Source organism: Prevotella sp. S7 MS 2 (assembly GCF_000762865.1).
Taxonomy (GTDB): domain Bacteria; phylum Bacteroidota; class Bacteroidia; order Bacteroidales; family Bacteroidaceae; genus Prevotella.
On record NZ_JRPT01000017.1, the window covers coordinates 60,972 to 73,849 of the forward strand.

At 47.3% G+C, this 12,878-nt stretch carries 12 protein-coding genes; 1 reads left to right on the plus strand and 11 read right to left on the minus strand.

The features are described 5' to 3' along the window. Nucleotides 1–3: 3 nt before the first annotated feature. The 11 genes from HMPREF0671_RS03890 to HMPREF0671_RS03935 form a co-directional block, all read right to left on the minus strand. Nucleotides 4–1,044: a galactofuranosyltransferase gene (locus HMPREF0671_RS03890; protein WP_036896831.1), complete on the minus strand. Its 1,041-nt coding sequence runs from the start codon at nucleotides 1,042–1,044 to the stop codon at nucleotides 4–6. Next, on the minus strand, nucleotides 1,041–1,787 hold the full coding sequence (locus HMPREF0671_RS03895; RefSeq protein ID WP_036896833.1) for a lipopolysaccharide kinase InaA family protein: 747 nt from the start codon (nucleotides 1,785–1,787) through the stop codon (nucleotides 1,041–1,043). Before HMPREF0671_RS03895 ends, HMPREF0671_RS03890 begins: the two co-directional genes overlap by 4 nt. Further along, nucleotides 1,784–2,755 carry a lysophospholipid acyltransferase family protein gene (locus tag HMPREF0671_RS03900; protein WP_084589718.1) on the minus strand — a complete coding sequence of 324 codons (972 nt, stop codon included), beginning with the start codon at nucleotides 2,753–2,755 and terminating at the stop codon, nucleotides 1,784–1,786. Before HMPREF0671_RS03900 ends, HMPREF0671_RS03895 begins: the two co-directional genes overlap by 4 nt. A 65-nt stretch (nucleotides 2,756–2,820) precedes the next feature. Continuing rightward, complete coding sequence (locus HMPREF0671_RS03905) at nucleotides 2,821–4,647, minus strand: ABC transporter ATP-binding protein (RefSeq protein WP_036896835.1); 1,827 nt, start codon at nucleotides 4,645–4,647, stop codon at nucleotides 2,821–2,823. Further along, on the minus strand, nucleotides 4,648–5,055 hold the full coding sequence (locus HMPREF0671_RS03910) for a type II toxin-antitoxin system VapC family toxin (RefSeq protein ID WP_036896837.1): 408 nt from the start codon (nucleotides 5,053–5,055) through the stop codon (nucleotides 4,648–4,650). Further along, entirely contained in the window at nucleotides 5,048–5,194 is a 147-nt protein-coding gene (locus HMPREF0671_RS12190; RefSeq protein WP_156431034.1) for a hypothetical protein, read from the minus strand. The genes HMPREF0671_RS03910 and HMPREF0671_RS12190 overlap by 8 nt, the downstream gene beginning before the upstream one ends. A 383-nt stretch (nucleotides 5,195–5,577) precedes the next feature. Then, nucleotides 5,578–6,906, minus strand: coding sequence for a tRNA (N6-isopentenyl adenosine(37)-C2)-methylthiotransferase MiaB (miaB, locus tag HMPREF0671_RS03915; protein ID WP_036896839.1), 1,329 nt, complete (start codon nucleotides 6,904–6,906; stop codon nucleotides 5,578–5,580). A gap of 773 nt (nucleotides 6,907–7,679) precedes the next feature. Continuing rightward, on the minus strand, nucleotides 7,680–8,720 hold the full coding sequence (locus tag HMPREF0671_RS03920; protein WP_036896841.1) for an NAD(P)-dependent oxidoreductase: 1,041 nt from the start codon (nucleotides 8,718–8,720) through the stop codon (nucleotides 7,680–7,682). 3 nt (nucleotides 8,721–8,723) lie between these two features. Then, nucleotides 8,724–9,440: a 2-C-methyl-D-erythritol 4-phosphate cytidylyltransferase gene (locus HMPREF0671_RS03925; protein ID WP_036896843.1), complete on the minus strand. Its 717-nt coding sequence runs from the start codon at nucleotides 9,438–9,440 to the stop codon at nucleotides 8,724–8,726. Nucleotides 9,441–9,454: 14 nt separating this feature from the next. After that, entirely contained in the window at nucleotides 9,455–10,288 is an 834-nt protein-coding gene (locus HMPREF0671_RS03930; protein WP_036896846.1) for a phosphorylcholine transferase LicD, read from the minus strand. 21 nt (nucleotides 10,289–10,309) lie between these two features. Continuing rightward, nucleotides 10,310–11,281, minus strand: a complete 972-nt coding sequence (locus HMPREF0671_RS03935; protein WP_036896848.1) for a glycosyltransferase — start codon at nucleotides 11,279–11,281, stop codon at nucleotides 10,310–10,312. A 120-nt stretch (nucleotides 11,282–11,401) separates the two neighbouring features. On the opposite strand from HMPREF0671_RS03935, the gene HMPREF0671_RS03940 reads away from it, so the two are divergent. Continuing rightward, on the plus strand, nucleotides 11,402–12,835 hold the full coding sequence (locus HMPREF0671_RS03940; protein ID WP_036896849.1) for a lipopolysaccharide biosynthesis protein: 1,434 nt from the start codon (nucleotides 11,402–11,404) through the stop codon (nucleotides 12,833–12,835). Nucleotides 12,836–12,878 lie beyond the last annotated feature (43 nt).

Genomic DNA, 12,878 nt, shown 5'->3' on the forward strand with positions numbered 1-12,878 from the left:
CGCCTACTTTGTCAATTGATTGATGGCTTCTTGCAATGCCTTTGTGAAGTAATGACCGTTCCGAAGCTGCTCGCTTACCCGATATACTTGCTTCTTCATCTCGTCGTATTGCACAGCTGTAATGCTTGGGAGTATGTCGTTAAGCTCTTCGAGAGAATCTATACAGATTCCGATACCTTCCTCTTGGACGACGTTTGCAAGGGCTGCTTGTCGCCAAATGATAATGGGAAGACCGGCACGGAGATAAAATGAGACCTTATGAGGGCTGTTCCAACGGAGGTATTCGCCGAAAGCTCCGCTGCAAGTACGAGTATCTGCACCATCCCAAACGAGTCCGAAATGTCCGTCTACATGCTCTATGAAGTCTTCGGAGGCCATAAATCCCTCTATCTTGACGTGCTTACTGTCTGCTAATCCGGGCAATCCGTTCTTGTTACCATAGATTACCAATTGATAGTTTTGTGCTTGTTGCGACATTAATCGTAGGAAGCTGTTCTTCCGTTCGGCTAATGCTCCGGCATATATAACGCGTGGATAATCGGTCAAGGTTGTTTGTTTCTGATGGATAGTATGACTTCGATAATCGAAGAGACTTAGCGAACCCAATGGGTGTTTATATCCTTTCGTGTGGAGCCATTGCTTCATTGTCTCGTTAGAAGCGATTACATAGTCAGCGCACATTAGTCGATCTATCTCTTGTTTTACGCCAAGTCGCTTCCTACGCATGGAACCGAGATCATGAATTAAGGCTATGGTTGAGGCGCCACGCAACTTTGCAAATCGGCAAATAAATGCAAAATATTTCTTGATAGGGTATTGAAGTACGATTAAATCTCCACGTCGTATCGTGCATATCGTCTTTAGAATGCCGGCCAAATCGAGAAAAAATGTCAGTATCTTACTGTTATAATAGGTTGTTGGCAGGCCTAGATTATGTGCCTGTAAGCCCCTAAGCGTCTCCTCGTTATCGGTTTTGGCTTTATTACCAGAGCCATTAACGCCTCGATAATTGCGCGATATGTAGCATAATCGTTTCTTTTTCATAGTTCAAGTTTAAAAGGAATGTTGTGTTTACGTTGATAGTTTATCCAAAAGCGACGGCGCAGTTTCAACGCTCTGTCAACGACTTCTTGTGGTATGATGCCCCGTTCTTCGGCATAATGTTGCATCAATAATATGAAAAAAGCTTTGGGTCCCCACATTCGTTTAAGGTTGTTGATACCCTTATTGATACTTACCGGGCCAAAGTACATGCGATTGGTGTCTACCAATGAGAACTTGAATCCATCCTCATCATGCTTCCACAGTATATTGCCGGGAGTGAAATCAAGGTGCATGATGTTCTTGTTGTGCATGCTGGCAGCTAGATGTGCAAGTGCTTTAGCTATGGGTTCGTATAGTTCAGGAGTAGCATTCCCCATATCATAGAGCGTATGTGGATAGTCGCATTGCTCACTAATGAAGTACGTATATCCCAATAATCCGGCCTGTCGTTCCTCTATATATGCGATAGGTGTGGGACTGTTGATACCGTTGCGCAAGAGTATGGCAGGGTATTCAAAGGCTCTCTGTCCCTTGGGTTTACGCAATCCGCATGAATATATCAATCGGTTCAGTCCATTGGGTACATGGTATCGTTTCACATTCAGCTTCTGGCCGTCGGGTGTTTCCATCACTTTTATCTCATTGCGGAGGTGATATATGGTAGTACCCTCGGCTTCGAAACGAGATGGAATACGCTCAATGTAGCTTCTCAGATATTCGTATGTAGGATTTAACAACATCATGCTTGCTTGCCTTCCATTCTTTTATTGTATTCTTCGTGCGTACGTTTCCATCGGTTATGGCTCCATAAATAGTATTCGGGATTGCGTCGAATAGTCTGTTCTAACAACTCGAAGAAACGGCGGGTAATCTCGTGTTCGGGCAGCTCATTGGGCATTTTGGTAATGAGATGATACGTACAAGTGTAGTAACCGCGACGTGGTCGGCTCATCTCTACGTAATAAACGGCATTGTTTAGCTTCCTCATGAGGCGTTCACTACCGGTAAATACGGGTGTATCGTGATTGAGAAAAGGCAACCAAAGGTGGATATTCTCCCATTTTGGGGTTTGGTCTGATATATAACCGAAGAACGAGTTGATGCCTTGTTGCTTGTAGGCGAGTAGGTATCGGAGTGTATCTTGTTTGGGAATGGGAACTCCATTAGCTTGTGACGAACGTATGCGGCGGAACAATTCGTCAAAAAAATGATTGCTAAGAGGGTGGTAGACGAGTCCGCAACGGCTCTCTTTTGGTAATTCCATACCCACACATGAGAGCCATTCCCAGTTACAATAATGCCCTAGGATGGCTGCTACCGATTGTCCGTTATCGAAACATTCGATGATTTCTTGGGAGTTTTGGATGGTGAATCGATGCTTCAATTCCGTGTCACTGATGCTTAGCAACTTGATGGCTTCGAGTGTATAATCGCAAAACCAGTGGTAAAATCTTCTTTCGATGTGTGCTATCTCTGCCTCATTTTTGTCGGGGAAAGCAGTCGACAGATTCTTTCTAACGATTTCACGACGGTATCTCAATAGTCTGTATACAAGTAGATAGGCTATATCGGAGATACAATAAAGAACGCGGAAGGGTAGGAGCGAGAGGGTGTAAAAGACACCAAAAGCCAATTTCCTCCAAAATCCCAGCTGCTCTTCGTGTTGGAGTTGGGACGCAGAATTCGTCGTTTGACAGTTTAGTCTCGTCATGTTTGTATTCTCAGTATAGTCTTATTTACTCTCTCTTTCTTAGCGATAAGAGTGGGGAAGTCCCCTTATTTCTGCATTTCGTTCAGTTTCTTGTAGTATCCGTCTTTCTCTATCAGCTCGTCATGCGTGCCACGTTCCACGATACTTCCGTCGTGCAACACGCATATTTCGTCTGCATGTTTGATGGTAGAGAGGCGGTGTGCCACAGCAATCGTGGTACGTGTGCTCATCAAGTGTTCCAATGCGTCTTGTACCAGACGTTCACTTTCGGTATCAAGAGCACTTGTTGCTTCGTCCAGAATAAGAATGGGTGGATTCTTTAAGATAGCTCGTGCAATGCTTACACGCTGTCGTTGACCGCCCGACAGTCGTCCTCCACGGTCGCCGATGGATGTATTATAGCCGTTCTCCGACTGCATAATGAACTCGTGGGCATTCGCTATTCGCGCTGCTTGTTCTACTTGTTCAGGCGTAGCATTGTCGGTTCCGAAGGATATGTTGTTGAAGAACGTGTCGTTGAAGAGTATTGCTTCTTGGTTCACATTGCCTATCAATTGTCGTAAATCGTGGATTCCTAGGTCGCGAACATTGACTCCGTCGATGAGTACTTCGCCTTCTTGAACATCGTAGTAACGCGGAATGAGGTCGACAAGGGTAGATTTTCCGCTACCACTTTGACCCACCAAAGCTACTGTTTTACCCTTCTCTATCACGAGATTGATGTCGCGTAGCACCCATTTCTCGGCATATTTGAACGATACATGGCGGAATTCTATCTGATGTTTGAAGCTACTGATATGCTTCGGATGGTCTGTCTCTTTGATGGAAATCTCTGCTAGTAGAATTTTATCTACACGCTCCATCGATGCCAAACCTTTCGGAATGTTGTATCCGGCCTTTGAAAATTCCTTCAAAGGATTAATGATTGAGTAGAGTATTACGAGGTAGTAGATGAACGTCGGACCGCTGATAGTCTGGTTGTTTAGTACTAGTATACCGCCAAACCAAAGCACAATGACTATCATAACCGTCCCTAAGAACTCGCTCATGGGATGTGCCATCTGCTGTCGGATATTTACTTTCATGATGTTATCGCGGTATTCCGAGTTGATACGGTCGAACCGTTGGTTCATCTTCTCTTCTGCACAGAAGGCCTTGATGATGCGTAATCCGCCGAGAGTTTCCTCTACTTGACTCATCGTATCGCTCCATAAAGCCTGTGCTTTGATACTTTTGGCTTTCAGTTTGCGCCCTACATAGCCCATCAACCAGCCGAACAAGGGGACGAAGATGACTGTAAACAGGGTCAATTGCCAACTTATAACAACCAACGTAGCAAAGTAAGCGATGATGAGGATTGGGTTTTTGAAGAGCATATCAAGGCTCGACATGATGGAACTTTCAATTTCCTGCACGTCTCCACTCATACGGGCAATGATGTCACCTTTACGTTCTTCTGAGAAGAAAGAGAGTGAAAGGGCATTTATTTTACGGTAAAGTTGATTGCGTATATCGCGTACTATACCGGTTCTGATGGGTATAATGGTGGCCGACGATAGGAAATATGCCCCTGTTTTCAGGAATGTCATGAGTGCCAAAAACAGTCCGATGATGAGCAATGTCGTCGTTGCACCCATATCGCCTATCATCGATTGCACGTAATAGTTGACATTATTGCTCAGTACTTCTTTTGCTGAAGCGTCGTCCCATGCCATCAATGCCGTTACTTTTGTGGTATCTCCGGTATTAAAGAGAATCTGTAATATCGGGATTAATGCGGCAAACGAGAAGATATTTAGTACTGTCGAGAGGATGTTAAACATCACCGATAGTATCAAATACCGCTTGTATGGCGGCACAAATCGTTGTAATATCTTGAAGAATTCTTTCATTTATTCTCGGTCAATCCAATTCTCTATTTGGAGATTTGGGATTCTTTCCAAATGTTTAGTATTCTCTGTTACCATCACACATTGATTGATGATGGCCGTAGAACCTATCAATAAATCAAAATTGTCTATCAGATTCCCTTGCTCCCTTAGTAAAGCTTTTGTTTCAGCAAAGACCTCCAAGCAGTCATAGATAGGTAAGACGTCGAAGACTTTAACAAGCGATGAAATCTCATCTCTATTGCGTGGATTCTTACCAACGGCAGCACCATATAGCAACTCGGCCACTGTTATTTCTGAGATATAGCAATTCTCAATACCCACACTTTCTATCTTTTCAGGAATATGATATTTATTCTTGAAATAAGAAATGCAGATATTTGTATCAAGCAAATATTTCCGTCTAGTCATTTAAAGGAAGTATTTCGCGTTCGTAATCGGCTTTTCTACCTTCGGCAATGGTTTCTTCGATAGTATCCATACTCGGATCATTCTCCCAAACACCTGCCAACTGTTTGAAAAGTTTATATCTTTCAGTCTGCTTTGCCATATTATTCCTTTCTTTTCTAGCTTCTTCGATGAGCCTTTCTCCAAGTCACTGCTTATTACTATAGCTTAGTGAAAATGAATTGATATAATCTAATAGATTGTTGAGTGGAACTTGTGCCTGCATAAAACCTCCTTTTTATTCGTCTTCCTTGCAAACTTACACAAAAGTTTTGATATTCCATACAATGCGAGGGATTTATCATTGTGAGGCAATGCACAATAGGGATGTAGCAAGAATGATAAATGCTAGCACTAGAGATGGCATGTAGTCTGTCTCGCAAGGTCTCATACCGATGATTGGTAGACTGGCTATAGGGAGACGGAGTACACTCCGTCTCTACTGTTCGACACTGCTTTTTATAGGTGTTTTTGTTGGCGTTGAACTTACACTTCTTCTCCAAACAGTGTGGCACTCGTGCTTCCGGTGATTCTCACTTTCACGAATTCACCGATATGATGGTTGCCTTTATCGAAGATGACAGCCTTGTTTTGTTCGGTTCTACCCATCAATTGCTGGCGACTGCGTTTGCTGAATCCCTCTACAAGTACTGTAAATTCCTTGCCTTCATCCTTTTTATTCTGCTCGGCACTGACCTCTGTTTGCAATTGTATCAACTCGTTCAAGCGGGCAATCTTTTCTTCTTCCGGCACGTTGTCGGGTAAATGTTTGGACGCATAAGTACCCGGACGCTCGCTGTATTTGAACATGAAGGCCGAGTCGAAGCCTACCTCGCGTACCAACGATAACGTCTCTTCAAAGTCGGCACGGCTCTCGTTGTGGTAGCCGATGAATATATCGGTGGTGATACCGCATCCGGGGATGATGCGACGGATATTGTCTATCATCTTCAGATACTCTTCGCGGGTGTATTTGCGGTTCATCAGTTTGAGCTGACTGTTGCTTCCACTCTGTGCCGGGAAGTGGATATGCCGGCATAGGTTGGGCTCTTCGGCGATGGCATACAGGATGTCTTCGCTCATGTCTTCGGGATTTGAGGTGGTGAAACGTACGCGCATGTCGGGTACCGATTGCGCTACTGTCCTCAATAGTTGGGCGAACGAGGTGCTGCCTTCTTCGCGTTTGCCCGATGGCGACAGTCCGTAGCTGTTCACATTCTGTCCGAGTAGTGTTACTTCTTTGAATCCCTTGTCGTGTAGGTCGCGCACTTCTTTCAAGATGCTTTCTACATCTCGCGAGCGTTCACGGCCACGGGTGAAGGGCACAATACAGTAGTGGCAGAAGTTATTGCAGCCACGCATGATGCTCACAAAGCCACTCACATGGTTTCCACCGATACGTTGTGGCACCACATCGCGATAGGTCTCGGTCTTTGAAAGCTCGATGTTCATGGCCTTATGACCTGTCTCTACTTGCGCAATCATATCGGGCAGGTTCAGATAACTGTCGGGGCCGCATACCAAATCGGCATGGTGATTGTTGATTAAGTTGTCTCTCACGCGTTCAGCCATACAGCCCAATACGCCCAAAATCAGTTGTCTGCCTTTCTTTTGTTCGGCATGTAATGTTTCTAATCGGTTGTAAATCTTGTTCTCCGCATTCTCTCTGATGCTGCAAGTGTTCATGAATACAGCGTCTGCTTCGTCTTCTTTCTCGCAGATTTCGTATCCTGCCATCTGCATTACAGAGGCTACTACCTCGCTATCAGCAACGTTCATCTGACAGCCGTAGGTTTCTATATATAATTTCTTCATCCGTTTTAATTGGTTATATGGATCATCTGGGATGTGAGTTATCCGATGCAAAGGTAGTGTAAATCAATAAGATAAGCAAGTAAACGACTTTTTTTGTGATGATGACCAAGCTACTTGTTGATACACATTTAGTCTTATTCTCTTGTGGAATGAATAACTAATAAACTCAAAAACTTATGAACTCAATTTGCTGCAAAGGCGAGGCAATATTGCTGCAAAGCCCGGACAGCGTTGCTGAAGAACCGAGGCAGAAAGACTGGGGAGGCACTGCAAAAGCCCCTCTCCAACCATCTACAGCCCCACCCCAACCCTCCCCAAAAGGGGAGGGAGATGGTTTTAAGTTGACAAGTAGACGAGTTTAGGTTTTAGTATTTAAGTTTTTGAGTTTATAAGTTTTAAGTTGTGGAATCGAAAAGGCTCATCTCTTTCTCCCTCTTCTTTTGGAGAACCATCGGTCATCGACCGAGTAGTCGCAGTCGACTCAACCGGTGCGATAGAAAACGAGGGAGATAATGCCCGGGGAGAGGCTCCTATAGAGACGGAAAGTTTTCCGTCTCACAAGCAAAAGGGTGCAAAAAACAACTCCCATCTTAGCTCTTTCTCAAGGGGAAGAATGTTGTATTGAGTTGATAAGTTATGGGTTGGGAATTAAGTTCATGAATTTTTGAGTTCATGGGTTCTTTGTTCTTCCTTCCTCTTTGGGGAGGGATAGGTTGGGTTTTATGGTGTATGAGATTGGTGTACACACCATCTCTACAAAGCAAATATAAAGGTCATTGCTGGTCTTGTTTGATGGATTCTATCAGTCGGGCGAACATTTCGCGCATGCCGTAAGCCGGTTTCCAGCCCAAGGCCTGCATGCGCCCGGTGTCCAATCGCAGCTTAGTGGTGGGCGAGTAGCCCATTCCCTCGGTCAGGTTGACGACTACTTGCACGATAGGATTGAACTCGTGGCAGAGCATGCGAGCCATGTCGACGATAGAAATATAGGTCTCTTCGTTGGCTATGTTGTAAGCCCGACCGCTTTCTCCTTGTGTCGCAAGACAGAGCATGGCAGCCATGGCGTCCGTCGTGTAGCAGTAGCAGCGGCTCAATTCGCCCGTGGTGTGCAGTTCAATGTCGCGACTGTCGATGATGGCGCGGGCAAACTGGGCAAACACCCGGTTGTCGTCGGCTGCCACACCGGCTCCAAACGTCTGTGCCAGTCGGGCTATCCTGACAGGCAGTCCATACTCGGCGGCATAGGCATGGCATAGGCATTCGGCCGCGCGCTTGGCCATGGGGTAGCTGCTGCGCGTGTCCATAGGGTCTAAGAATCCCTGCCGGTCTTCGGTCAGCGGTGTGGAATCGTCGTACACCGTGCCGTAGACTTCGAGCGTAGATGCATAGACCACCGACTGCACGGCATGTCTTCGGGCATACTCAAGCAGCGTGCGTGTACCGTCGAGGACGGTCGTAAAGGTCTCCGCGGGATGTTCCACGAAGTAGCGCGAGGCCGTGGGAGCAGCGAAATGGATGATATGTGTGGGTGCCTCGTCGGGCAGGAAGGGCAGCGAAGCGGCGAAGTCGTAGACATAATATTGATGCTGTGGCGTGGCCGCACCGAGCAGCTGGGTGGCTTTTTCTAGGTTTCTCACCACGCTGATGATGCTGATATGGAGCTGTTGTTGCTCGTTGAGAGCCTGCAGACAGCGTACCATGCACGAGCCAAGGAGTCCGGTGGCACCGGTCACCATGATTCGGCTGCCTCGCAATGCGCTACCGTCAAAGTGGGCGGCAAAGCGGAGAAAGTCTTCTTTCTGGACGTTGTTCATCGTTTAGAGTCCGAATATTTGTTGGTCCTCGTGTACCTTCACCATCGCCCGGAACACGAAGAAGTCGGTCGGGGTGGTAATCTTGATATTCTCCATGGGACCGATGACGGTGCCTAGCTTGTAGCCATAGTGGCTCATCATGGTGCATGAGTCGATGAAATCGTGCAGCCCCTCGGCGATAGCCCGTTCGTGGGCGGAGAGAATGTCAGACAGTTTGAAACTCTGAGGTGCGCGTGCTATGAGCGAATCGGAGCGCGAGGGAATCTCCAAGGATCCATCGGGCTGGCGCACGATAAAGGTTTCTGTGGCCGGGATGCACGTGATGCAACTGCCGCATTCCTCTACTTTGCGCAGGTTGTCGGTGATAGTCTGCTCGGTAATCAGGGGGCGCACGCCGTCGTGGATGAGCACCGTGGCGTCGGCTTGGGCTATCTCCTGAGCTGCTTTCAGGCCGTTGTAGATGGACGCCTGTCCCGTCTGGCCGCCGGGAACCACCTTGACCACCTTGTTGATTTCAAACTTACGCAGCTGCTTTTCGAGGAAAGGTATCCAGTTTTCGATACATGCTACCACGATGGCATCAATCTCCGGATGGTTGTCGAACAGCTCTAATGTATAGATGATGATGGGTTTTCCGTTGAGATCGAGAAACTGTTTGGGGCGCGATTTGGTGTGCATGCGCAGGCCGGAACCACCGGCAAAAATCACAGCTATATTCATATCGTGAGATGTTTTTAGTCGTAGAAGACGATGTCTATCTGGTGTCGGTCGCGTTTATCGCGCGGTGGCAGATCCATATAGTTGCCATACGCGATGCGACAAAGCTCTTCGGGATTGGACGGTCCTTCGAAGGTATGCCCCTCGAAGACGATGGGTTTGTGCGGCACCATGTATTTCTTAGGGTTCTGCTCGTAGAACCATGCGCCGTAGGAGTGCATGTAGAGTTCGGGATTTCCAAAGCACCTACCGATGAGACGGAATGCAGGGAACACCACATGATGGAGTGTCTGATAGGTCATCTGTGCCAAACGGGGGTGCGAACCGGCCAGATAGAGGTTGGTGTTGACCGACAGCTTGGCGGCCAGATGCTGTAACCATGGAATCATGTGTCCCTCGTACGGGAAGATGTCGACGTGCAGTCCGCGGAATTTCTGGGCTTCGTGCATGCGCCGGTCTTTGCTGCCGGCTGCCGCGGTACTGCGGTTTTCGCTCTTCAGGTCGCGCAGGCACGACCACTCTTTGTAGAATCCGGGGTCGGTATCGTTGTCTTGTAGCACGTATTGAGGATGTGGATGCATCTTCAGATAGCGGCATAGTTTCTTGTAATCCTTGTAGCTCAACACCATGTCTATATCGTCATCCCATGGGATAAAGCCTCCGTGGCGCAGCGCACCGAGTATGTTTCCGCCGTCGAGTCGGCATGCCACGCCTATCTTCTGGGCCGTTTCTTGCAGGTAGATGGCCATGTCGAGCATGCGAAGTTGTGCCTGTCGCAGCACCGAACCGTCAGGATTATAGTCGCGGCGTAGGGTCTCGTCGGTCTCGCCCGTGTTATATTGTTTCGTCATTTCAAGTCTGTTTTTGGCAATTTACTTCTTCACCCAAAGGCGATAGTTGTACATTTGCATGATGGGATAGAGGAGGGCACGCAGCCATTTTACGATTCCACCACCCGGAGTTTGGAACAATCGGCTGCGATGTCGGATGAAAAAAGCGGTCAAACGAGCGTAGGCTATCAGCCCGTTGCCCAATTGTAAGCGAATGAGGCGGCATCCTTCGTCGTATATCCAAGTGTTCGGATGAATCTCACGAAACAGTGCTTGGCGGCCTCGGAAGTAGCGTTGCAGATGAGGTTTGGCCTTTGTGTAGTTGCAGAGTGACCATTTGAGGATGCGAAAGGCATTGCCTACAGTGGGTAGACTGCCACTGAATGCCACGTAGGTGGCCGCATTGGCATAGCGACGCTGGTGTACCAGTACCTTGTCTACAAATACAATGCTGTCGAAAGCGGCTGCCGTCATGCCTAGAATGGCATCGTAAAGCGAGATGCCATAGATAGGATTATCTTGGGGTAACAGCTCTATCAAGCGACGATTGATGAGCATGGTGTGACCGGGAAGGCTGGCAAAAAGCAATCGGATGAGGCTGGTGTTGGGACGACGGCCATCGAACGAGGCAAACGAACCGTCTTCAGAGAAAGGCTTGGAAAAGCAACTACACAGCAAATGGTCGCCAATGGCCACTGCTTGTTGCTCAAGTTTGGTAGGCTCCCACAGGTCGTCTTGGTCGCAGATAGCAATCAAATCACCAGTGGCTTTGCGTAGTGCACCGAAGAAATTGGAGTTGACGCCCTGCCCATCTTCATTCACACATACCTTGATAAACGGATAGTTGGCGGCATATTCTTGCAATATGGCCATGGTGCGGTCGGTGGAATGGTCGTCTTGAATGATAATCTCGTCGGGCAGTAGAGTTTGGGTGACAAGCGTATCTAACTGTTCTTTCAAAAACAGTTCGCCATTATAGGTGCACATCACCACTGAGATACGCTTTTTATCCATTGTTTTTCGCCCCTAAACACGGGTATTGGTTTCATGCAAAAGTACCATTAATATTTTAATATTCAAAAGAATTTACTACTTTTGTAGCTTGAAGCAAGACTCGAAATAACACTGATTTACATGAGTTCATTGAAAGAAAAAACCGCCAAGGGATTGTTTTGGGGAGCCGTGAACAGTGGCTCTACCCAATTGTTGAATGTTGTTATTGGTGTTTGTCTGGCTCGTTTGCTTGATTTGTCTGATTATGGTATCGTGGGTATGTTGACCATCTTTACGGCCATCGCAGGCAATTTGCAGGACAGCGGGTTCTCTACTGCTCTCATCAATCTGCCCAAGATACGGAATCGCGACTATAACTCCGTGTTTTGGTTTGGCGTCTCGGTGAGCATTACGCTGTATGTAATTCTGTTTTTCGGTGCGCCGTTGATAGCCGATTTCTTCCATCAACCCTGCCTGATACCGTTGTCCAGATTCATCTTTCTCACCTTTGTACTGGCCTCGCTGGGCATTCCTCATAGTGCCTATATGATTCGAAACTTCATGAATAAGGAGAAGGCCATCATGGGATTTGTGGCCTTGGTGGTGTCGGGAACAGTAGGTATTGTGTTGGCTTTCAATGGTTATGGCTATTGGAGCTTGGCTTGGCAACAGTTTCTCTTCATCCTTGTCTTGGATTTAGGCCGGCTGTATTATACACGCTGGTTGCCCACCTTTGAGTTCGATTTTGCCCCTATCCGCTCTATGTTCAGTTTCAGTAACAAGATATTGATAACGACAATGATCGGCACCATCAGCAATAACTTTCTCACATTCATATTCGGTCATCTCTTTACGGCGAAGACAGTGGGTAGTTTTACGCAGGCTTATAAGTGGGATACGATGGGTTATTCGCTCATCTCGAACACCGTAGCACAGGTGGCTCAGCCTGTTTTTGCGCAGGTGGGAGATGATAGGAGCAGGCTTAAAGGCGTGTTCCGGAAGATGATGCGGTTCACGGCTTTCCTCTCATTCCCGTTGATGTTCGGGCTTTGCATCGTCTCGCGGGAGTTTATCGTCGTCACGATCGGAGCGAAATGGATGGCCAGTGTGCCGCTGTTACAGATACTATGCGTGAGCGGTGCGTTCTTTCCTTTCTATACATTGTATCAAAATTTGGCCATCAGTCATTCGCGTTCCGACATTCTGATGTGGTGTAATGTGGGGCAAATCGCCTTGCAACTCATTTTGATATTGGTGTCGTCGCCCTATGGTATACAGGCGATGGTCGTGGTATATTCCTTGTTCAATATCGTGTGGTTGGGTGTATGGCAGTGTGTTGCCAAGCGTTTGGCCGGCATTGCCCTACTCGAATTGCTCCGCGACGTAGCGCCCTTCTTCCTCGCGTCGGTGGTGGTGATGGGGCTGACCTATGTCGTTACGCTGCCTATCCGTCCTCTTCTGCTTTTGCTTATCGTCAGAATCGTGCTGGCAGGTGGTCTCTATTTCGCCGTCATGAAAGTGGCTCATGTCGCCATTCTGGAAGAGAGTATGGGGTATTTGAGGAAAAGGCGGTAAGAATAAGAGGTTTTATGTCTTATACATAATAAAGGTGAAAAAG